13 protein-coding genes are annotated in these 23,250 nt (G+C 59.6%); 6 read left to right on the plus strand and 7 right to left on the minus strand.

All coding sequences use genetic code 11. The annotated features are described in order from the left end of the window. Positions 1-242 precede the first annotated feature (242 nt). From ACIQTZ_RS19740 to ACIQTZ_RS19750, 3 genes are all read left to right on the plus strand, one after another. The gene (locus ACIQTZ_RS19740) at positions 243-551 is read left to right on the plus strand and encodes a helix-turn-helix domain-containing protein (RefSeq protein WP_402983114.1); all 309 of its coding nucleotides are present in this window, start codon (positions 243-245) and stop codon (positions 549-551) included. Positions 552-727: 176 nt separating this feature from the next. Next, positions 728-1,654, plus strand: a complete 927-nt coding sequence (locus tag ACIQTZ_RS19745; RefSeq protein WP_402983117.1) for a trypsin-like peptidase domain-containing protein — start codon at positions 728-730, stop codon at positions 1,652-1,654. 198 nt (positions 1,655-1,852) lie between these two features. Beyond that, a complete protein-coding gene (locus ACIQTZ_RS19750; RefSeq protein WP_402983120.1) occupies positions 1,853-2,674 on the plus strand; it encodes a hypothetical protein in 822 nt (273 codons plus the stop codon). A gap of 127 nt (positions 2,675-2,801) precedes the next feature. Here the strand turns inward: ACIQTZ_RS19750 and brxL are convergent, their stop codons facing one another. The 7 genes from brxL to ACIQTZ_RS19785 form a co-directional block, all read right to left on the minus strand. Beyond that, on the minus strand, positions 2,802-4,859 hold the full coding sequence (gene brxL, locus ACIQTZ_RS19755; RefSeq protein WP_402983123.1) for a protease Lon-related BREX system protein BrxL: 2,058 nt from the start codon (positions 4,857-4,859) through the stop codon (positions 2,802-2,804). Then, complete coding sequence (pglZ, locus tag ACIQTZ_RS19760) at positions 4,856-7,195, minus strand: BREX-1 system phosphatase PglZ type B (RefSeq protein WP_402983126.1); 2,340 nt, start codon at positions 7,193-7,195, stop codon at positions 4,856-4,858. Before pglZ ends, brxL begins: the two co-directional genes overlap by 4 nt. Beyond that, entirely contained in the window at positions 7,192-10,386 is a 3,195-nt protein-coding gene (locus tag ACIQTZ_RS19765; protein ID WP_402983129.1) for a hypothetical protein, read from the minus strand. The genes pglZ and ACIQTZ_RS19765 overlap by 4 nt, the downstream gene beginning before the upstream one ends. Beyond that, on the minus strand, positions 10,386-13,835 hold the full coding sequence (brxC, locus tag ACIQTZ_RS19770) for a BREX system P-loop protein BrxC (RefSeq protein ID WP_402983132.1): 3,450 nt from the start codon (positions 13,833-13,835) through the stop codon (positions 10,386-10,388). Before brxC ends, ACIQTZ_RS19765 begins: the two co-directional genes overlap by 1 nt. Further along, on the minus strand, positions 13,832-14,389 hold the full coding sequence (locus ACIQTZ_RS19775; protein WP_402983135.1) for a BREX protein BrxB domain-containing protein: 558 nt from the start codon (positions 14,387-14,389) through the stop codon (positions 13,832-13,834). Before ACIQTZ_RS19775 ends, brxC begins: the two co-directional genes overlap by 4 nt. Continuing rightward, a complete protein-coding gene (locus ACIQTZ_RS19780; protein ID WP_402983138.1) occupies positions 14,386-15,144 on the minus strand; it encodes a hypothetical protein in 759 nt (252 codons plus the stop codon). The genes ACIQTZ_RS19775 and ACIQTZ_RS19780 overlap by 4 nt, the downstream gene beginning before the upstream one ends. Before the next feature lie 495 nt (positions 15,145-15,639). After that, a complete protein-coding gene (locus ACIQTZ_RS19785; protein WP_402983141.1) occupies positions 15,640-18,795 on the minus strand; it encodes a DUF3427 domain-containing protein in 3,156 nt (1,051 codons plus the stop codon). A gap of 336 nt (positions 18,796-19,131) precedes the next feature. Between ACIQTZ_RS19785 and ACIQTZ_RS19790 the strand changes: the two genes are divergently transcribed. The 3 genes from ACIQTZ_RS19790 to ACIQTZ_RS19800 all read left to right on the plus strand — a co-directional run bounded on the left by ACIQTZ_RS19790 (position 19,132) and on the right by ACIQTZ_RS19800 (position 23,203). Further along, entirely contained in the window at positions 19,132-20,601 is a 1,470-nt protein-coding gene (locus tag ACIQTZ_RS19790; RefSeq protein ID WP_402983144.1) for an endonuclease NucS domain-containing protein, read from the plus strand. A 169-nt stretch (positions 20,602-20,770) separates the two neighbouring features. After that, a complete protein-coding gene (locus tag ACIQTZ_RS19795) occupies positions 20,771-21,343 on the plus strand; it encodes an ARPP-1 family domain-containing protein (protein WP_402983177.1) in 573 nt (190 codons plus the stop codon). A 171-nt stretch (positions 21,344-21,514) separates the two neighbouring features. Further along, a complete protein-coding gene (locus tag ACIQTZ_RS19800) occupies positions 21,515-23,203 on the plus strand; it encodes an NERD domain-containing protein (protein ID WP_402983147.1) in 1,689 nt (562 codons plus the stop codon). Positions 23,204-23,250 lie beyond the last annotated feature (47 nt).

Raw genomic sequence — 23,250 nt, forward strand, 5'->3', positions numbered from 1 at the left:
GTTGCGTCCTGGTCCGATTCACGTCCTCGGTCCGGAACTTTAGGGTAAAGGCCCTCGAAGTCCATCTCGTTCCAGGTCTTTTATTACACCACTTGTGATTACACCACTTGTGAAGTTTGCCGGACCTGCGCCGCTACCTCGGCTGCCACCATCATCGATTCTCCTTACAAGACAAGACTTGCGGTTACCTATGTATCACTAGTGGAGCAGACAAGGCTGACATTATTGGTTGGCATTGATTCATGCCCACTCGCCCTCAGCAGTTAACCCCGGAGCAAACGCTTCGCTGGGGAGAACGGCGGGCAGTTGTGGGCGGGCGCATCAGGGAACTACGGCTGGAACAAGGTTTGTCGCAGGAAGCGCTGGCCTTAGAATCAGGGCTCAGCCGAAACATGATCATTGGCATTGAGTGGGGGCGTAAGAGCGTCGCCTATGACGTCTTGGGATGCCCCATCCACGAATTGCTCGAAGAAGCAGAACGGGCGCCAGGCAGCTCTCCCTATCGGGGAGGGCGCCGGGCCATGCAGCGACAGCCCGCGGGTGCGGAATAGACCGCTGGCCGGAGATTGCCTCAGACCTCCGCGATATTCGCGGGTGAAGCTCCGCTCGAAGAAGCCCAGGGTGGGCAATCGTGTTTCCAGGCCTCCCCCATATGGGAAGCCTCCGTGCGTGAACTAGGACCGGCCCTTCTCAGTAACATACGCCAGGGCGTGGTATGAATGCATTCGTGAGCAGGCCAAATCAGCAAGAGTACCCGCAGATTCCTTTTCCAGAGGGATGGACGCCCCCTCCGCCTCGCCTCCCAAGAGTTTCGCCCTACTCGCTGAAATCACTCAAGCTGACATCCTACGACGCCGACGGGGCCGAAAAGGGAATGACCGCCACCGGCTTCCTCGCAGAGCTCAATCAGTCGGGTGATCTCGTGCTGGTTACCAACTATCACGTTGTCACCTGGCGCGCCCTCGATAGAAGCTATGTCGAAAACTTTGAAAATCGGATACCAGCGACATTACGTATCGAGTTTCCGAATGAGCTTGAAGAAGCCGTCGAATCCGCCGAAGGCGGTGTTCATTGGGAGATTCCACTGCATCAGGAGACTGTCGATGGCTGGAAGCGAGCTTGGTTTCAGGATGGTTCGTGGTGGCTGGATGGAGACGGCCAGGAAGCTATGACCGACGTGGCCATATTTCCCATTCCCCGCGAGCGGAAAGACGATCTGCTCACTTATGCATATAGATGGACTCAAAATCAGTTCGGTTCACTCTCCATCACAGACGACCTTTTTGTCGTTGGCTACCCCAAGTCCGTAGGGAAATTCGTTTCCTCAACTCCCATTTGGACCCGAGGTTCTGTCGCGAGTGAGCCCGAGGTGGCCCCCGCTGACCGGTTCTTTATTGACAGTCGCACCCGCAGCGGCCAATCGGGGTCACCTGTCATCGCTTACCAGGCGGCTGCCGTTAGCGCGGCCGTTCCGGCCGATGATACGGCTGAAGTGGCAGTCTTACATGGCGTGTACAGCGGACGCACGGACAAGGACTCCGACATCGGATCAGTATGGTCCATGGAAGTTGTGGAGCGCATTGCATTCCAGATACCCCTGCAGATGTACACAGCCGGAACAAGCCCATTTGGGAAGACGAAGAGTCAGCTGTAGGTCCGCGAACGCACGCGGCAGGAGTATCGCTCGGATACAACTGGGCTTGCAGATTTTCAGCGTTGTGAAAGCTGTCGCCTCGGATCCTACCCCGTAGGTTAGCTACCTTTCGGATGACTGTAGAGAGCCAACTGCGGTCTGGGCCCCACGTCCAGTCCACTACGTAACAGGCCCCGCTGACGTCATAGACTTTGATGCGTGACAAATCTTCCAGCGGCTGCTGACTCCGACATCAGTCACAGCCAACGAATAATGCTGTCGTTCACCGAAGCGGCCCAAATAGAAACGGCCCTGGCGCCTCTCATAGAGCCAGCCGAAAAATCTCGTCTGTGGTTGGACGATGAGCGGGCACCGGTTTACACCGTGTCCGCGTATGCCTTCAATCAAATGAACGTTGCAACAGGCTGCATTGCCTCCCTTGAACAGATGATGGTTCGAGAAACGGAACGCAAAGTAAGTCTCACAGCTAACCCGTTCGGCGCATACGCATTGGTCAGAGGTGCCATTGACGCTGCGGCAACGGCACTATGGCTGCTGGAACCAGAAAGTGGCACCTTGAGGATCAAGCGCAGAATTCAACTGGCGCGAGACGAGGCGGAGAAAAAGGAATCGTTCCTCGAAACGATGGAGAAGCGATCCGACAAAGACGAGCGAAAGGCTCGCCTGAAGGATGCTTCGGAACACGCGCGCTTAGGTAGTTGGAATCCCGAGCAGCATAAGCTCCCGTCCATGACCAGAATTCTCCAACAACTGGAGCGACTGCACGATGGCAGTGCCAACTTTCCATGGCTTGCCGCATGGCAACTATCCAGCGGGCACACCCATGGCAAGCAATGGGCACAGATTTCCTCGCATGTAGTGCAGGAACTTGACGGCACCCGAACAGAGTTGGGTGGAGCTCATGCCCAACTGGGCCTCCATTACGGCTTATTCGCACTTGTGCTTTCGGAGGCAGTCCAGATGCTTGAAGAAGCGGCCGTCCGCTATGTTGTGTTAGCTGGCGGTCCGCCCCGCACATGATGCAGATACGTTCAGGTACGGCCTTTCTCGGAACACCGGCTCGCCTCCATTTGTCCGCCGGCTCATAGACCCGTGCAGCTAAGCCAGCGATAGGTCAGAGGCGCTCACGGCGCGTGCAAACTGGGACTCAGTCATCAAGTGCCTTCATTAGGGCGTCTTGGGCGTCATTGTAGAACAGAAACGAAACCTTGGTGGCCACTTCGTCGCTGACGTCAAGCAATTGCCGGCGAGCCGAAACTGGAAGTAGGAGCGCCGACGCGCCTTTCTCCATTGCATGCTCGGCGAGGACGGCCGCGTTGAGCACCGTCTCGACGCCACCCCCCAGGGAAAGATTACCGACCACGATCAGCCCTCCTCGCACGGAGCGCTGAAGCATGGAGGATGTGAGTGCAAGAAGGATCGGCAAGCCCAAGCCATTCCCCGACTTCGCCGCGTCAAGTGCCCGCACTTGTGCGGTGAGATTATGTTCGCGAGGATTGCGATCGCCGATCAGAGTGCGTGCTTGGGCAACCAGGTTCTGCTCCGCGACTTTGAAACTCTCGCGAAGCGGAGCCGGGGCTGCCTGGTTGAGCAGTCTGGATGCCCCGGCACCCGGAGTGTCCGCCGCCTCGATGCGGTAGAGGCCAGGCCCGACGCCTCCGCCATCCTCGGCGATTGCCCATACCTGACCCGGCGGGAGCGGATCCAAGCCGATTGAGTCCGGGCTCGCGAGCTCCGGGGTTGAGACGAACTGCTCAACTCCTTCGCCGATCCGGTAGCCGAACTGTGTGCTGCGGAACTCGGCCGTTCCGATGCGTCGTTGCTGTTCCTTGACACGACGCCGACATTCGAGCGCGATACGGACCGCCCATTCCAGGTCTTCGTCGGGTATCTCCGCTTCGGCATCCGGATAGACCAGCTTCAGTAGACCGTCAACTGTCTTGTTGACCCCAGACAGGTCCCGACCGGAGAGAGCATCGGAATAGTTCACCCGTCCTTGGACCGATGCCAGCCGCGATTGGTCGCGGAGGCGCGACCAGCACTCGGAGAGAAAATCGCTTACTAGACCGAAGTGGTGAGTGAAGTAGGACGGGTTGAGTTTCGGGACGTCCCATCCCGGGAGATATGCATGTATTCGGTCCATGAACGCGGTGTCATCCCGCATCTCCGCCGGGAGGGGCGATAGCAGATGGCCGATCCTCTGCTGGTGAGCAACATCCACGTCGAAGTTTCCTACAAGAACAATCGATCCATCGGCTCGAATAGACTCCCGGCCGCGGGAGAACTCACCCGATTCCATGTAGCCCTTCATGATGTTGACGCCGTCCTTTTGGTCAAAGGAGACGCCTGAGACTTCGTCAAAGCAAACGACGTCGTACTGAGCAACCAGCCCGCGTTGGCCGGTCGCATTGTTGACAAACATTCGGGCTACAGTCGCTTTGCCGCCGCTGATGAGATGGGCGTATGGCGAGACCTGCTGGAACAGGTGCGACTTGCCGGTGCCGCGGGGGCCCAGCTCAACCATGTTGTAGTTGCGCTGGACGAACGGGACCATCCGCAGCAAGAGAACGTCCTGCTCGCGGTCCGTGAGTTTCTCCGGTTCGAAACCCACAGACCGTAGTAGGAGGTGCTTCCACTGCTCAGTCTTGAAGCGTGAGCGGCCTTCGGCTAAGCGAGTCAGTGAATCACGGGTCGAAAGTTGTATCGGACGAAGCGCTCCGATAGCGAAGGGCTTGCCGTTGTTCTCATCGGCGATGACGGCATCGTAGTAGAGGTCCACCTCGGCGTAGAAGCCACCGGTGAGCATACGTTCATTGTCACGGACTACAGCGTCGTCGATGCGGACGTCCTTGAGGCCGAGACTCGGGAGCTCTGCGATGTACGCGTTGGATTTCGCGTCCAGCCGTGCTTTGACTATGTCGATGAGTTTAATAGTCATGCGTTCACGCGCGCGGGACTTGAAAAGCTCCTCCTCACCGGCCCTGACAGTGCGGTCGGCGAGCAGCCGACGCACGATGCGCAACCCCTCCTCTATCTCGTCGGGGTCAGTGGTGGCGCAATAGCGGCCGATGAGGAACTCACCGACGTATGTCGGTACTGGGTAGGCGCCCTTGAACTGCTGAGCAAGGTCCTTGCGGACCACATAGCCCTCAAAGGCGGACGCCGCCAGTTCGTCGATTGAGTCGAGCATAATCGCTTCGGTCATTCCGTAGCTCCCACCGCTGTCTGGCGCTGTGCAATGACGGCACCGTCAGGCCCTAACAGCACGACGTACGCCGCAGTGCCGTCAGCTGCCTGGTCCTCGTCGACCAGTACCTTGATCTCCCCCGCCTCTGATGGAGGCTTCGGCCCACCGACTCTGCTACTTGCGTCACCGGGGGAAAGCCGAACCTCTGCCACGACATCGGCTTCCGCGGGTTCAAAGTCAATGCGACAGCGCTGCCCGGTCCAACGGATTCCTTCTATCTGTGCAGGCCCCGATGCACCCTCTCGGGCAGAAACATTGATGACTGGGATCACGCACTCCTGGGGGCTTAGTCCTCCGTGCTCGTAGTATGTTCCAGCCTCGAAGGCGGCTGCTCCCGGCGCGCTGATCATGTCGATTGACGCATCCCAGGTCCAAGGGATGGTTGGGAAGTTTGGCCGCGAGGCCCCGGCCTTCAGCCGGGCCACCCGCGGCTTGCGGGCGGCGTCACCTTCCGTAATTGCGAGAGGTAGTGACACCTTCAGCGCAGGACCCGCTGGCAGGATGAAGCCGTGGTCGGTCACGACGACGACGCGTCGCCACCCCGTTCCAAGAAGACTCTTGATTCGTTCGGCAATGCGATCGAGCTGCTGATCGACCATTTCGGACAGCGCATGTCCGTGGTCGTGCCCGAGTGCATCGATGGTGTTGCTCTGAGTCCAACCGATACCATTGGCGTCTCCGGTCTCAGAGGACTTCCAGTCAAGGTATTGGACGCCCGCGTCGGCCAGGGCGGCCCGGAAAACCTGCCCCTTCATTGAACGCCCTTGGGCATCTGCCGCATCGAACGCATCACCCGCCCCGAGTGAGGCTGTCACGGGCGCAACGGCCGGCTGGCCCGTTGGTGTAACGGTTGGGAACGCCGCAAGACGCGAGGAGATGGCGGTGTCTAGGCCCGAGAGCCGCTTTGCGAGCCGCTGTGCGAGGTCGAACCGAAGGGCATCAACGAAGACGACACAAGTGCCTGCTGGGACATCGAGGCCAACCTGGCCTTTGTAACCGGAAGCCGCCGCAGCCTGGAACGTGCGGGCAACTTGTTCCAGCCAGGGGTCATAAGTGAGCTGGAGCGCCTTGCGTACCGCCCCACGGTCTGCCGCAGTCGGGGAGCTAGCGATGGCACGGAGGGCCAAGTCATCGACCTTGTAGCCATCAGCTGCGTACCAAGTCAAGAGCGAGGGCACGTCGGTCCCGGACGCGCCTGCAGCAGTCAGCTCTACGAGTTCGGCCAACAAGCCTGTCGCCCGCGCTAGCGGGGCTTGCCCGAGCTCGCCCCAGACACTCTCCTCGCGGCGAAGGTGGACAACAGCCAGCCCTCGCACCGACTCGCGTGTTTGATCGGGAGCGTGCCCGTCCGCCAGGCCAGCAAGAGACTTTCGGAGTGCATCCTCCTGCTCAAGGTTCCACGAGGGCCAGGAGTCTGGATACGGGTCCGTGCTGCCGAAGAGATCACCTTGAGGACGGGCCTGATCGAGCTTGGCGGGGATGTTGGGGTACCGACGAGGGCTGTCTGCAAACCGAGCCCACGCATCATTCCACGGGCCTTCACGAGTCCCCAGACGTGCCGCCGCGGTGAGCGCACCATCCTTGGTTGGATCAAAGTTGTAAGCCGTCCGACAGGCCTCGACGAAGGCGTTCCACCTAGCTCCATGAAGTGCGTTGCGAGTGCCGTCGGGATCGTCCAGCCACTCCAGCAAAGTTCGGACGCTGTCAGACATGACGAGTGAGTGCAGCCTGGTGGCATCGAGTCGGCCCATGCGGCGCAGCTCGTCGACGTCCTCGACGAGTAGACGTTCGAGCACGCTTGTGAGCGCCGACCTCGTCTTTGCGTCACCGGCAAGATCCAGGCCGCCGCCGGTCTTCGAGCCTAGGAAGGAGTGTGGGGTCCACGGAGTCTGCCCGTGCGCGGACGGCCACCAGCTCGAGCGGAGTGCCAATTCAACAAGGGGCGAAACCGCCGGTTCGGGGCTAGTGACATCCGAAAGTGAACTTCGGCCGAGTCCCGGCAGGTAAATTACCCACGGGTTTTTGTCGCTGTGTTCGGCTAGATGTGCTGGGAGGTCCACCAATTCCTGGGCTGCCAGGACAGCGCGTACCCAAATCGCAGGCCCTTGGGCCTTCGCCGAGTCGTAGTCTCCGAGTACGAGGATCGGCACTGCTTCTTGGAGAAGACCGATGACCGGCTCCCATGCACGGTCTGGATCCGGCCAGAACACGGCTGCAGGGGGTGCACTGGAATCCGCATTGTACTTTGCTGTGTCACGCAGTGCGTGCGCAATAACGGCCCTCACCGCGGTCACAGCTTCATTCCTGCCAGCCGTCGTGCGTCGCGGCGTTCCTCCAGTGTCGGATGAAGATCATTGATGCGTTCCGACCCATCAGGGTTAATACCACGATCCTTCTTCCAACTCACGTTCACCTTGGACCGCAGAACACCCGCCGTGGAGAAGGGGCGAATGTTGAGGCGCACACCGTCGTCAAGATCGGGGTGCCAACCGACCGGTTGCTCATGTGGCTGCTTCCAACGCACATACACGTCATACGGGGGCGCGCCCTCGAGAATCAGCTTTAGACGCTCCTGTAAATTTTCTGCGGCGGCGAGGCGCGCATCAGCCCCCGCTCGGTCGGCGCCGGCCTCATGCTTCTGGCGTTCGATCCACGCACCCAGCGTAGTGAACGTCAGCTTCTCAAGGGTCCGGTGGTCGAGAGAGTGGTAGTTTACGACGGCCGAGAAGCCGTCCTTGCGGCCGTCCCAGATGTGCCATAGGAAGGGTCGATTGTCGAACACCTTGACGTGCTGTGCGAAGAAGCCGTCGCGGAGCCAATCCTCAAGCCGGCCGTTCCGCCCGCCCGCGTCGGTCACGAGCGTCCGTTCTAGGCTGCTTGACCACTGACCGCCGTATGCCGCCGCCAGCAGTTCGCGCAGCCGTGTGGCGAGGTCAGGCTCACCCGGAAGCGACTGAAGCGCGGCGATACCGTCATTGTCGGAATATTGGTCTAGATCATCTGGCATCTGGTCCTTCCAGCGAAAGCCCAGAAGCCGCGCAACAGCAACTTGGAGGGGCTGTGTCGAACCTTCTACGTCACCCCCGAAGAGCCATTGTGTCGGATCGTTGGAGTGCGCACGAGGAACCGAGTTGCCCGCGGCGGCATCGCGCCAGTGGGCCCGATCGAAGGCTGCGCTGAGCACAGCCGCAGTCGAGGCGCCGACCTTGGTGTCGATAGATCGAACGGCTCGTTCCAATGCACCTGAGCGAGCAAATTCCCATATCGCAGGAAGATCCTCTGGCCGATTGGGAACGGCAATCACGCAACTCTTGTCAAAGAGCCCGCCAAGATACATCGAACACCGGAAGGTGCTCATTCTACCGATCAGGACGCCGCTCTGTTTCAAATGATTGAGTCCCTGAATTCTGGCGCCATCCGACTCGACAAGCGGACCATTGCCGGAGTCCCACCGGACCGCGAACTCCAGTCCGGCGTACGGGGCCGTCGCCGAAGGCGCGCCCTGTATGCCAGCCCATCGCTCACCGTCGAAGTCGACCTCCCAGAAGTGTCGGATGTAGCGGCCGTTGTCACCCGTGGACAACCCCTCAGCACCAGTCGAAAAGGACGACAGTCTGGTCGCGACCGAAGGAGCCACGGCACTGAACGCAAGCCCCTTGTTGGCCCGCCAAGTCTGGGGCTCGATCAGGGCGATTGGCCCTTCTCTGAGCAAGCGCGCCTTCTCATCGATTGAGCCAGCATCAACTGTGGTTGCCGTTAGTGCCCGTCCTGCTGAACCACGGGGCAGTGAACGACCGACCCCCATCAGGGCTGGCTGTACGACCTCTCCATTAATCTCGCGGAAAGCCCTCGGCCCTAGCGAGCAGTACATGCGCACCGTCGCGTCTTCAATCAAGTCTCGTCGGAAGTCCCTGAAGCTACGAAGGAAGCCCAGCGCTCCGGGTACCACTGCACAGGTGTGCGTGGCAGCGCCTGACGTTGCGGCCCAACGCAGCACAAAAGCTGCCCCTAGTTCTCCGCCTGAGTCTGGGAACTCGGCCGCGATGTGATTCCGCAAAATCTCACCCTGCAGTTGCGATCCGAGATACGGAACGTTGGTGGCCACCAGAGTGTAGCTCTTCCCCAGCAGTCCCGCGGCGTGCAAGACGTCGTCAGCCGCATGACCAAGCACAGTTCCACTGTGACGCTCTGCCTGCAAGGCGTCACGAAGCAATTCACGCACACGGCGCCAGTCTGTGCCTACAGTCAAGTCTCGACCAAACAGGCCGTCACCCTGGTCACTCGGGCGGGGGTCAATAAGCGAACCCAGCGTTTCTGCGTTACGGAATAATGAGTGGAGCCGAACCATCACGTTCCGAAGTTCATCGTCAGCCCCAGCCAAGGCCTCCCATTCGGCCCTCATCGCACGAACGGGCACACCCGAGCACGCGATCTGCGTTGCAGGAAGGTCGCGGAAGCCGCCCTGCTTCCAGCCTTCAAGGGCGACGTTGAAGGTGGCAATCTGAGTGCAACGGGGATCAAGCTCAAGCCCATGGAGGTTCTCCCGCAGCACCGCGTCCTGTGCGTCCGCCGGAGACAGGCCCTCCTCCTCGGCCCTCATCCGCCAGAGCATGCCGAACATCGCGACCAGGAAGTGTCCGGAGCCGCAGCATGGGTCCATAACAGTGACCTCTGCGGCAGTCGCCGGCCAGTCGCTAAATGTGCCAGCCGCGGGTGTGCCGTCGTCGAGGCGACGGAGGTACTCCCATGTGTCTACAAGCGGTGAATTGGGGTGCCGGGCAGCCCACCATGCTCCGAGGGAGTTCTCCAGCAGGAAGCGGACCATGTAGTTCTCGGTGAACAATTGGGTCACAGGAGAGATGTCCGCGCCGCCGATCTTGACGCCTGACCCGTTGACGCGCTTCTTTTCGGCCGTTTGCCAGAACTGGTAGACCCACCCGAGTGCGTCCTCGGTAATGAATACCTCTGCGGGAAGGCTAAGTAGGATCCGTTCCAGTTCGAGCCTATGCTCCGTAGCGAAGCGAACCTGGACTGCCGGATCATCCAACCGGAAGACACCCGGGAGGATTTCCGACGCGAAGCGAGCGGCGACTGACCAGCCGTCCGGCTCGCCGAGGTCGTCTGCGAGGTCCGCGCAGTCATCGAGCGTGAGCGAGGTGTCGCGAAACTCAGGATGACGCAAGAGTCCGTTGACCTCGAGGAAGCGTGCGAACAGGAGACGGTGCCACTGCTCGTAGGCGACCTCGCGGACTAGGTTGGTCACACTCGCACCGCTTCGTGCAGTGTCGTCTCCGAGTTGTCGGGCTTTCTCGCGCAAGGCGAGCCTCAAGGAGTTGTCATCGTCGCTCAGGTAGGCCGGCCGGCTCGGCTCAGCCACCGCGAGTGCGTGCAGCGCGTCGGCGGCCGCGTTCTCCGCCGCCGTTCGGGCTTGCTGGACCGCTGCGTCGAGGTGACCACGCTGTTCAGTGTTGAGAACGTCTCCCATCAGCCCCTCACCACCACCGTGTCGTGGCTGGCGAGGGCCTGGGTGAGGCGTACGCGAAGGTCGGCCAGGTATGCGTCGATCTCGTCTGAGCTGCTAAGGCTTGCCGCTGGAACCGTGACGGTGCTGGCCTTGGGAGCGCTAAATCGGACTGCGGCCTCAAGTGCCTTCGAGGCTCGCGCGGACACCGCGTCAAGAACTGCTCCCCAGGACGGGAGTGGACGGCGCTGAACTGCTTTCAGGACAGCCTGAGCGTCGCTGAGCTCTGGCGTTGGTTCAGGCGCAAGATTGTGCTCGGCGAGGAGTTGCTCTTGCTTTCCCGGATCGAGCGTCGACCAGGCCTGCTGGTGCAAAAGACCAGCAACCGCAAGCTGTCGGGCCTGCTCTAATTCCGTGGCTGCCTGATGGACCGCGTCACGCACGACGCCTGCGAGGTCGGTAACGAGGGGATTGATCTGGTCGGTGTCCCCGAGTAGCTCCCGGGTGGTCTCGAAGGCCCCAAGGCGTGAGCGCACCTCGGCTGCACTGTCCAGGTCCGCCGCTGCGGCCGAGAGAGCTCGCGCAATTGCCAGAGCTTCAAGCCTGGGTGCGCGGCGCAGCTCCAGGGTATGCAAACGCTCAGCGAAGTTCACCAGTTCATCCTTTATTGCGAGCAACGCATGTACTCGATCGTTCCCGGTGGCCCTCCGCACTGTCTCCAAGCCAACAGGAAGAGTGATGTCAGGCAAGGGGGGAGGTCCGGTGAGGATGCTGGCCCGCTGTGCGAGACCGCTTATTGCTTGCTCGGCCGCAGACACCAGCGTTTCGTTGTCAGCATGTACCCCGAGCTTGCCGAGGAGGCTCCGCGCTGCAATCTTCTCAGCTGCCTTAAGGACCGTTGACTCCCGCCTCAGGTGCACTGGGCCGAGTCGCGTCTGGGACAAGACGTTGCTGCTGGTCGCGTCGGAGCCGTTGATAGTGGCCCTGACCAGTCCGTTGTCGAGCAGTACCCCGATCGCTGCCATGATAGCGTCACGCGGCCAGCCGAAGGGTTCGGACAAGAGCTCCTTCTCAACAGTGCTGGCGGGGGTGCCGGCGCCCCCGATCCTGCCGAGCACTTCCTTTACGACTGCATGCTGCTCGGGGTCGGCGTCGTGGCCGACTGCCTTGAGCGCATCTGCGCCTGAACCCTTCTTGATTCGGTCGAGGACGTGCGGCCAGCGGGCGTCGTCTGCGACGTCGAACCTGTTAAACAGCCGGGTCGCCGCCGACACTGCGCCGTTCTCAAAACGGTCGCGCAAGGCAATGCCCGGGGGGGCGGACCCGCCGCCAAGCAAGACACCAGCCTTGCTGAGAATGTCGCGGACGTGCTCTCGGGCCTGTGCCTGAGCGCGAGCGTGACGGGACTCCATCGCACGCCGAGCCTGCTTGCCCTCGTCGTCCTGCGGGAATCCCTGCTGGTCGAGCGTTCGCTGTGCAGCCATCTGGTTGCGCAGGGCAGAAGCAAAGGCCGTGGCCTGAACCCTAGGAAGATGAGCCAGTACGATCGGGGAGTCGGGGCCTTGGCCGCGGGCGAGGTCCTCAAACTGCTTTGTGGTGATACCATCGTCCCACTCCGAGCGCAACCAGACTGGAATGGTGGCGCTGGCAGATGGTTTGGAGGAGTCGGTGTGGAGGCTGATCTTTCGTGCCACTTTGGCTCTGCCTTGAGGGATCGAGACAGGCAATGCCTTCTCTACTTCCGAGCGCAACATGGAGTCGCGCTCCGTGCTGATCTCGCTTTCGGTCAGTTGGGCTGAGTGACGACGGAATGCCTCATCCCAAGTTCTGCCCGCTGCCGTCTGGAGACGGTACTCGTTTCCGTCGCGCTGGAGGATTCCCTCCTCGGATAGCGCCTCAAGTGCGGCGGGGACGTCTTGACGCAGACGTGCGCCATCCTTTGCCAGGTCTTCAACAAGGAGGTCGACGAGGTGGTCTGCCGTGGCCCGAACACCGATGTCTGCGTGGCCGGAGGTCGGAAGCAGGCTGACGAGATGGATCAAGCCGAGGATGCGCCCGCGGAGCCGGTCCTTCTGTCCCTGCTCCTGGATCAGGCGCTGGGTCTCCTTAAGGAGTAAGCCAGCACCGTTGAGATCTTCATGCTTCGCTGTATAGAGGTAGTCCGCCCCAACCACCGTTCCCACCATCTTGGGTGCAACCAGACGATTTGCGTCATGCACAATGCGAAGCTGCGACCTGAGCTGCCCAGCTCTGCCCGCATCGGCTTGGCGTAGTACGCTCTCCCAGAAACGACGGCGGCTTGGAAGCAGCGGGTAATCCTCCGAAAGATCCTTATTGTCCTGCGCAGTGTGTTGAATCTTGCTGCCGACGAGCTGTCGAGAGATTGGACCTGCGGCGTCGGTCAGAGCCTTGTCGAGCTCTGGTCGCTTGGCAGGCTCCTTATTGAGCAGCACCCGCCGAACGACGGCGTCAACGTCCTGGTTCTTGAGGACAACCTTGACCGTGAAACGGTCCTGGATTTTCTGCAGCGTGGCGTCCGCGGTCAGCTCTTGCTGACCTGTCGCTACGAATAGTACGCGTCCATCCATCTCGCGCGAGACGGACTCGACGAGATTCTGCACCTCCATCGCACGACCGCCATCACCGTTGACGTACTGCTGGACCTCGTCCAGCACAATCAGCGTTGGCGGGATGACGCCGCTGCCAGCATACTCGAGCACCTTCCGAAGCAGTGCGATCGTCTCGTCAGTGGACAGGGAGCGTGCGTCGGGCAGAAACTGACTCCGCAGGGCCTTACGCACGTCCGCTCCGGTTGTAGCGAATCCGGGATCAACAGCGAGGATGGCGTCGGCAAGTCGGCTGCTGAGGTTGTACTCGCTAAGTTCCTCGATGAAGTCGCCGCCACTCAATTCGACTTGTGAGCGAACTGATTCAAGGTCGCCTTTCCCAGCGAGCCACAGAGCTACTTGTGCCGGTGCGACCCGAGTCGGCAAACCTGCAGCGCCAAGAACAATCGACAAAAAGACTGCGTTCAATGTTTCGCCGCTGCGGTCGAGTGCACCCGCGGCTGACCAGGGCTTGGCCCCGTCACGCTTGCCGATGGTGGAGAGCTCGGTGAGCTGATCCCGGATGCTCTCAGGCAGGTTAGCCAAGCCTCGGGCGGAGGCGCCGGTCAGGAAGGCGGTATCGGCCCACAGGTGCTGGAGCACTCGGACGAGGTGCGACTTCCCGCTGCCGTAGAAGCCGGAAACCCATACAGCCGGCTGGGTGGTGCTGCCCCGGTGGCGGATATAGGAGTCGAGGATTCGCTGGAGGCCGTGTTCGTACTCGCCTTGGCACACGAAGCTTGTGAGCTCGTACTCGAGGACCTTCCACTGGTTCGAGTCGTCGGGTCTGTCCACATTGGTGACCCCGTCGTTCGGGATTTCGAAGTCGAGCGGGCGGCGGGTAAAGAACTCGTTGTTGATGGTCATGTGATGGCCTTCTGGGGGTCGATGACGCGGGCGCGGTAGTTGAATCCGTCGCGAGCGTCCAGCAAGCGAAAGGAATGTGTTTCGGGGTCGTGAAGACCCGGAAAAAGTACGAGGAGCCGCCCGCTCACAGCATCGTCGATCGCCTTGATGACGCTGGACGCCCGGAGGAACGGGAAAATCGAGCCGATTCCCATCAGGATGGCGACGTCGTTCGTTGAGCCTGCCGTGAGTCGCTCGCGAAGCTCGGAGACGAGATTGGACTCGAACTGGTCGATGATGGCAGGTGTGAGATCGCTCGGATCCTCGAAGAACGCCGCGGAGTGGCGGTGTCCAGCGAGCCAGCGACCGAGGTTGTCAGTGAGATCTATTTGGTGACAGCCATGGCCGGATTCGCTAGTTGCCAGTTCGAATCGGGGAAGCGCCGCACGCATGGAACGCTCCATATCTGGCGGGTAGACGAGCATCCAGACGCGTTCACCTCCGGACAGCCCAGCCCGCCACGGGAGGGCCAATTCGGCTCCATAAGCATCAACCAGATCAGAAACGCGGCTCATCCTCGAGTCCCGTCCAAGAGCGGAAAGCTGACGTCGACCACATTGCCAGCGACGAGAAGGTCTATCAAGCCCTGTTTGTGAGCCGTCCGCAGAGCGTCCAACCCGGTTCCAAGGGGAAGGTCAAGTAACGCCGCCCAAGGTGTGTCGAGAACGCTCACGCCACGGTTACCCGAAAGGTGGCCCAGGAAGGCTGCGAACGCGACGGCTGCCGGAAACGGCTCGACCGTCTGACGTACCTTGTTTGTCCTCCCGGTCAAATGACCAGTCTGCGTCCAGCATGCGCCCGTGTTTCGCCCCGTCTTACTAAGGGTCTCCGGGGAGAGATCCGCTCCGTACACAACACTGACCGCCATCGCTAAGTCGCCGGAAGTGACGATCGAGCCGACTGGCACTTGTTGGATCGCCGAAAATGAGGCCCGCAGTATGCCATCACGCGTGAATGCGAGGATTCCTGCCAGTAATGGCCGGGCTTGTGGCTCGACGTCCCACAGGCGACGCATCGCCGCGAAATCGGGTCGCGTCGGGTCCAGGAAATAGACCTCTCGCAGATGGCGGAACGAGCGCTGGCGGCCGGTATGCGTCGGGCGCCCTAACACGTTCTCGTCGACGACTGCTTCCCGGTAGCGCTGATGGGGAGCGTCGGCCGGAACGACGCGCAGGAGTTCGACCAAGTGAGGGACGCCGATCGTATGGCTCGCGGTCGTACGCAGTGACCCTTGGGCAAAGTTGCCCTCGTGAGCATCTGAAAGGGTCATGCGACAGTGAACTCCGTGTCCTATGGGTGCTGCTGGAGACCGCACACCACCGAATGCGATCGTGTGCGGATTACATCCCTAAGGTTAGTGGAGTCTGCCGTCGTTTTCTGAATGGCGCTAGGGACCCGTGATGAACCTGTTGCGACGACCCGGGACCGGCGGCGGAATATGGCAGCACCGTGCGACGGCTGTGCGGTCCCCGTTTCGAGAGGTTCCCCGCCAGCGGCGATCCCTCAATCGCCCTCGAAACATCCATTCCGTAGCCACCCCGACGAGAATATGGCGGCAACTCGTGGAACATGAGAGATACATCTCGCTTGAGTGCAGATCCGCGGCATGGAAAAACCCCCGATATCTCGCGGATTTCGGGGGTCTAGCCTGTAGCGGTGGGGAGGCTCGATCTCCCGACCTCACGATTATGAGCCGTGAGGTCGGGGGCGATCATTTTCGGTCCTAGTACGCGGTTAGGTGTCCGGAATGGGAAGACTGGTCAGGTTACTGTGCCACCGCCGTGGCAGCGGCAAACACGTCTGCGGGCATGGGTCGATGCAGTTTCCAGGTGATCGCGATAGGCTTCTCGCCCGCGTGTTGCATGTAATCGACCTGGCCAAGGCAGGTATAAGGAACAGTGAGACCCGTCTCGTCGTCCGCGGTGTCACGCGTGAAGAGGACGATGTGCGAACCGTGAGCGCGCCGGTCCAAGTATCGCTTGCCAGTTGGGCTCGTCGGCGACGTGGCATTCTGGGACTCCCAGTGAAAGAGCTCCGGGCTGATGGCGAAGTCCTTGTACATCGTGGTCACTGAGTGCTTCCGATCGTCCTTATTAAGGGTCACGAAGAAGGCATCCGTAGCTGTTGCAGGGCACCAGGCCGCACCTTCACGATGCTGCACGTTCTTCCCGAGTTCCAGCGAGCCATAGTGCAGTGCCGCGAGAACTTCTTCACGGCGATACGTCGCATGCGACAACAGCGGAATCTGTTGAAGCCCAGCACCCAGCCCTTTGGCTGCGTGTCTCGAGGATGCGACTCCCAGGCGCACGATTTGCCGAATCTCGCTGCATACGAACCCGTAGGCCCGAAGGTGATCGAGACCGGCGTCGTACGTCTTGAAACCGCCGCCGTCGTCCCAGAGTGTGTAGAAAAGCATTCGTGCGAACGTCTGCTCTCGGGCGCCTAGCTCCGCGTAGTGGGGCGCGTCTGATGAGACGAGCATGGAATACGCCTCGGCCCGCTCCGGATCATCAACGTGGATGAGGGCAGCCATCCGCCCCAGGAGTTTCTTCTCCTCAGCACTAGATCGGTCGTGGTGGATGCCTTTGAGCACCGATTCCAGGGGAGAGAATCCGTCAATCAGTTGCGCTTGGCGGAGGTAGTCGGTCCAGGAGTCACGGGTCGAGCGATAAATCGCCTTAAGGTCGTTGCCCGACTCCCGCAAGTACGAGGCGAGTTCTATTTCCCCGTAGGAGGCAACGTCCCGAACCAATTGATTCCGGTTGAAGCGTAGTTGGGCCCTGATGTTATCCAGCACGACTTTTTGTGCCACACGATCCAACACAATCTGCGAGCCGGAAGGAAGGTACGGGAATTCTTCCTCCACAGCCGTTTCAAGTTGTTTTCGTCCATAGCCAGTGAGTGCTCTGTAACGCAGATCAAAGCGGAACTCACGACGCTGCTGGCCAATGAAGTCCAGGACAGTGAGGACAGCCTTGTCGTCCGCTCGGCGCAGGCCACGGCCCAACTGCTGCAGGAAGATCGTTGCGCTCTGAGTGGGCCTTAGCATGAGGATGGTATCCACCTCGGGGATGTCCAGACCCTCGTTGAAGATATCGACAGCGAAAATGCAGTTGATCTCACGATTACGCAGCTGGTTCAGAGCGTCCGCACGCGCAGCATCGTCCGTACCGCCGTCAACCGCAATTGACCGGATGCCGGCGTCGTTAAACACCCCGGCCATGTAATGGGCGTGCTGGATTGACACGCAAAACCCAATCGCCCGCATGTGTTCAGTGCCGACAACTTTGTCCCGAAGCTCGCGGATGACCTTCGCCGCGCGGGCGTCGTTGCCCGTGTACAGCCGATCCAGTTGAGCAGTGTCGTAATTGCCACGTTTCCACTCCAACCGACTGAGATCTACGTCATCCGAGACCCCGAAGTAGTGGAACGGGACCAAAAGATCGGCGTCCAACGCGTCCCAGAGACGGAGCTCGCTGGCCGTTCTCCCCTCAAAGAATTCATTGGCGACGTTGCCGCCGTCGCCACGCTCAGGTGTTGCGGTTAGTCCAAGGAGTTGTTGAGGTTTCAGGTGCTCAAGCATCTGGCGGTAGGTAGGTGCCAACGCGTGGTGAAACTCATCGATGACGACGACGTCGAACTGGTCGGCGTCGAAGGTCTGGAGCCCACGGGAGGCCAGCGACTGCACTGACGCGAAGACTTGTGTCCAGTGCTGGGGTTTGTGATCGCCGACGTAGAGTTCACCAAAAGCGCCGTCCTGCATGACGTTGCGATAGGTGCCCAGGGACTGCTTCAAGATCTCTTGTCTGTGGGCTACGAAGAGCAGGGACAACGGCCTTCCCGCTGCTTCGCACAGGCGTTGGTAGTCGAGGGCGGCAATGACCGTTTTGCCTGTACCTGTCGCAGCTACCAGAAGATTCTTGTTGAACCCTTTTGATCTTTCGGCTTCGAGGTCTTCGAGCATTTCTTCTTGGTGAAGGAATGGCACGACCTCCAGCCCGGTGATGGTGTTCGGAGCGGCCGTTCGCTTCCCACCGTTGCGTTCGAGTGCCGCGTCGAGCTTGTCGCCGTCGCGATCCGGGTCATAGGTCTGAAAGGCCTTTTGCTCCCAATAACTGTCGAAAGTGACCTCGAACTTCTTGAGCAGGTCCGGCGTGGCGACTGAGCTTAGCCGTACGTTCCATTCAAGGCCGTCCAAGAGGGCTGCTTGGCTGAGATTCGAGCTACCCACGTAAGCCGTGTCAAACCCCGTGTGGCGCCTGAAGAGCCAAGCCTTTGCGTGAAGCCGGGTGGCCTGGGTTTCGTAGCTGATCTTCACTTCGGCGCCATAGCGCCTGACGAGTTCGTCGATGGCCCGGCGTTCGGTGGCGCCCATATAGGTGGTGGTGATGACCCTGAACTTCACACCACGCTCGTTCAGCTGCTCAAGGGCAGGCTCGAGCAGCCTCAGACCCGTCCATCTCACGAAAGCGCACAGCAGGTCGACGGTGTTGGCCGATTCGATCTCCGTTCGGAGCTCCGCTGCGAGATTGGGGTCGTCCTTGCCATTTGTCAGAAGAGCTGAGTCACTGAGCTTGGTGGTGGGACGCCTGAGCTGGCGTCTCTTCAATGCGTCGGTCCGGTGCAATGACAGCAGCTGTTGCGGACCGGGCGTGATCTGGTTGTCTGTCCGGATTTGGGACAGGAGCCGGTTGGCTAGTGCTACGCGTTCTTCCGGCTTCGCGGCTTTGAGTGCACTTCTGACGACTTCTGCGACGTGACGAGAGAGAACCTCGGGGCTGTCTTCCTGGTCAACTTCGCTCACCACGGCGTCGAGCCCCGGAACCACCGACAACTTGGATTCGATGCCGGAGGTGTGCAGCAGTTCGTATAGCCCCTCAGGTAGCGTGGCGCTCCCGAGTCCCCCATCAAATATGTTCACTGCGCCAGGGTATTGCGTGGGCGCGACAATAACCGGCGGACTCGCGAGCTACGCAGCCAATTGGTCTTGGGCCATGACAAACTCCAAAAATAGCCTCGATCCTGCCGACGCCGTCCCTTGGGGTCTACGTGGCGAGTCCACGCCAGATCCTCATACCGCCGCCGAAAACGAAAACCTTGCGAACGAACTCTTGTGTGGAGCCCAGTGCCCCAGCTAGCAGTTCTCAGCACGGGAACCAAAACCTGGAGCCGAGTTCCCGTGTGAACCTCTTCACCTGAGCCATAAGCCGCAGGCCGGCCTGTAAGATACCCCTAATTGACTTGAGGAGTTACTTCAATGGCTTACGACGAAGATGTGATACGCGATTTCCTCGCTGCAGACTTGGATATTATTGAACCCGGTCTTCAGCTTGTCGACAAAGAATACTATCTCCCCAACAATGTGGGATCCAGGGGATTTATTGATATTCTTGCTCGTGATAAGCATGGCTTAATCGTCGTGATCGAGCTTAAGCGCAGCGATGGAGCTGCGCGACAATGCATTCATGAACTTTTTAAGTACACAGGGCTACTCGGACAGAATGATAATTTACGGTTAGATCAGATGCGTTGTGTAGCGGTTTCTACAGAGTGGCACGAACTCCTTCTCCCATTTTCCGAGCTCTATCATACCGGCAACCTTCAGCTATCCGGCTATAAATTGACGGTGGATTCGGACGGCCGGCCGGTGAGTGCGGAGACTGTCGAGCCTCTCGCTTCACAGTCGGGTACCGAGATATGCCCAGAGCATACTGTATTTCTTTTCGAAAGTATGGAACGGCGCCGTGAAGGCCTGAGGCGCCTGCAGAAGAATCTTTCGAATTTTAAGATCGTGGATTATATCCTAGCGGAACTGGACTACGCTGGGGATGACGGTCGAGTTATCCACCCGTTTGGCTTATTCTTTGCTTTGCCGACCATGAGTTATTTCAAAAAGGGCACACTCCACGAAAGAGTGCAGGCCGCTTTTGACGATGATTGTAGTTATCCGGTGGAGATGGCCATAAGCGTAGCCATTCAAGATGGTCTAGACTTCGACAGCGTCGAAATATCCTATCCAGACAAATTCATTTACCTATTATCAGATGGGATGTGGAAAATTGTCTCATGGCATAACTCAGGTGGACTCAAAGTCAGCCTTGTAAGACCTCCAGAGTTAATTCTGGCGGAGATCTCAGGCTTTGATTCAGGACAGGGAAGTTCGTTCCATAAGACCCTCACACCGGATAGTCACATGGCATGGGATAGATTCATCAAGAACGTTAGCCTGCACACTAACTGGTGCGATGGATGGAAGCCTGGTCTTTTCGAGTTCTTGGATGGAATAGGTCATGAGTCCTCAGTTAGTGTCAGTATTTATGCTCCGGATGACCTTCTAGAAGTTATGCATAAGGTTTTTATCGAAAATGACATGTCTTATTTACCAATCATGGAAGTTATTGTTTCCGACCATTCTGGCATAACTGATATTTTAATTGGGTGCCTGGGCTGGTCTGGCGAACCCGTGAAGGGTGAGCTCGGCGACTTTTTACGTGACACCTACGAGGGCTTTGAGAACTACCGTATGATACAGCATTTTGCCGAGCAGAGAGATTTTGAGGATGTGACCTGCAAATTTTTTGGGCTTGAATACATTACTTTTGGAGCCGGCGACGAAGCGACCAACAACACTTCACCGCTTGATATCAAAGCCTACGGCCGCCTGAATTCAAAAGTTATAAAGGACTTGCAGAGTGCTTTTCAGAGCTTTCCGATTAAGAGTCTCTAGATGATGTCACTCAGCTACCTGAAATCTCATGTATTTCCGCGGTCGCCCTGAGTGTTTACTTCCCTCCCGTAAGTCCCCCCTTGGGCAGTCCACTTTGATCCTCGTGCGTCACTTTCCAGAATCCTCAAATTGAACATGAAATGGAAACCTCAATCGGGATCCACGCCGAATTGGGGTCCAGCGCCGACAGCATCGCTGCGACAATCGCCAGGGCCGCATCTGGGAACGGGTCAGCAGGCTCGATGCCGCCAGGGGCGCCTCTGCCACCAGTTCCTTGGTGGAGCACTTGGATCGGCCCACAACCCGGTGTGAGTCCTGGCCCAACATTGCCCCCACTCCCGTCGATGGTCAGCGTGGTGTGCTGATCGGACTTGGGACACAGCCCTTGCTGCTGGAGATCTTTGGGACTCACACGATGCTCCTCCGGCACTTTCAGCAACTGGTGAACTCGGTGTTGTTGGACCTTGAGCTCTTGCCTGACCACGTCAGGGTGAGCAGGGCACTGCCCGGGCAACGCGCCGGAGACTTCGCTTCCGCCCTCCGGGAACTGACGCTGGAAACGTTCGACGGCGGCCCGCTGGCCGGCGTTCGAAGTCACGGAACGCTTCGCAGCCGGCCACTAAACGCGCTGCGGGGCGGCTTGGAAGGCGCCGGAACCGCCGTCGAACTTCCCCAACGCCAGCCGGAAGTGGCGCACTTGACTGTTTGGAACGTCAAGCATCCGTTCATGGAGATGGCATGAAGCCGAGCCCGGCGCCCAGCCCGGTGTTCATCTGTTGGACCTGTCCTTTGGAAATTCTGAAAGCGTGATAGAACAACCAAATAAGCAAATTGGGAGCAAAGTTGATTCTTGGGTTGGGCTGGTGCATCGACAGCACTCACAGGCCATTCAACTGGGCTAGAGGCTAAGTCGATGCCTTGTATCCCGGAAGAGCCGCTGTTCACGGACGGCCAAAGCGCAGAGCGCGCCGTGTGGGAATCGCTGAAGCAGAGCCTCCCAGAAGACGTTGTCCTGGCCCATTCCGTCCAAGTGCGGGATGGGCGGGCCGAACATGAAATCGACATCCTTGTTCTCTGGCCAGGGGTTGGCATGGCCGCGATCGAAGTCAAGGGTGGCCGGCTATCCGTGGACAGGGGTCAGTGGTATCAGTCAGACAGGGCCGGCAACCGGAAGATCCAAAACCCCGTAGCCCAGTCCCAAGGGTCCGCCCATGCCTTCAAGAACTGGATTGGGCGTCAGCTTGGAACACCCCTCACCAGCCGCTTTGCCTACATGGTGGCATTGCCATACACCTCGGTACCGAAGAACTGGGCCATGACCGGATGTCCCCGAACACTGGTCCTGGATGAGACACAATGCGGATCCCCCGCGGAGTTGGTCCGGCACGCAATCGAGACCGAAGGAGGCGGAGCGTCTCCCCTTGCCGCGGCTTATATGGACCGCATCGTGCGCCAACTTAGCGGTAGCCTTCGACCCGGGCCAAGCGGTGAAGCAAACGCCAAGGAAGACGAAGATTCTCAGGACCATCTCACTGAGCGGCAGGCAGTCCTTCTCCAGGCAACACGGTCACTGACCCGGGTCCGGTTCACAGGGGGTGCTGGCAGCGGCAAGACCTGGCTGGCCGTGGAAAAGGCGCGGCTCCTGAGCAAGCAGGGCAAACGCGTTGGACTCTTTTGTTACAACAAAGGACTCGGCCAATATCTACAGGACCGCGTCTCGCCGTGGCGCCAAGCGAAACCTGTGTTCACCGGCGAATTTCACGAGTATGTGCGGAAACTTGGGGTTCCCGACGGCGCTGGACAGGACTATTTCGACGTCGAGATGCCCCGGCTCTTGAAGGAACTTGCGGCCGATCTGGATCCCGACAAGCGGCTGGACGCGGTCATCGTCGATGAAGCCCAGGATTTTGCGCCTCTATGGTGGGAAGCTCTCTTGGCCTGCACCACTGACCCCCACAACGGCGAGGTGTATGCCTTCATGGACGACAGGCAGGACGTCTACAAGCGCTGGGGCGGGGCAACGGCGGACTACGCCAACGGGCCCACCGCCTCATTTGCGCCCATTCACGTCGACGAAAACCTACGCAACACCCGAAAAATTGCCGAAACCTTCAAACCCTTTGCAGGTGCGCATTTCACGCCACGAGGCAACACGGGCGTTCCTGTCCGCAGAGTCCAATGCACCAGTGATTCGGCACTCGATGTCGCCGGGGACTGCGTAGACGCACTCATTGCTGAGGGCTGGGCCAACAACCAGATCGCACTCCTCACCACCAAAGAACGTCACCCGGTCCACTTGGACTACTTCGAACGCGGCGCAACTGACGAATACTGGCGCGAGTTCCATTCGGGAGAGTCAGAGTTTTACGGACACGTTCTTGGGTTCAAGGGCTTGGAAAGGTCCGTAATTGTCCTTTGCGTGAATGGTTTTAAGGACTTGGATCGAGCTGCCGAGCAACTGTACGTTGGCCTGTCCAGGGCACGGAGCTTGCTTGTAGTCGTAGGTGATTCGGAAGTACTGGAAGAAGGCGGCGGGCGGGAATTGAAACACTCCCTGGCACGCGCCCAGGCCTGGCACCCGAATTCAATGAGAACCCTCTAATTTTGTCAGACCCCACAACTACCGTTTTGCCAATCGAGTCCGCACGC

Origin of the sequence: Paenarthrobacter sp. NPDC090520 (genome assembly GCF_044769205.1) — a bacterium.
GTDB lineage: Bacteria > Actinomycetota > Actinomycetes > Actinomycetales > Micrococcaceae > Arthrobacter.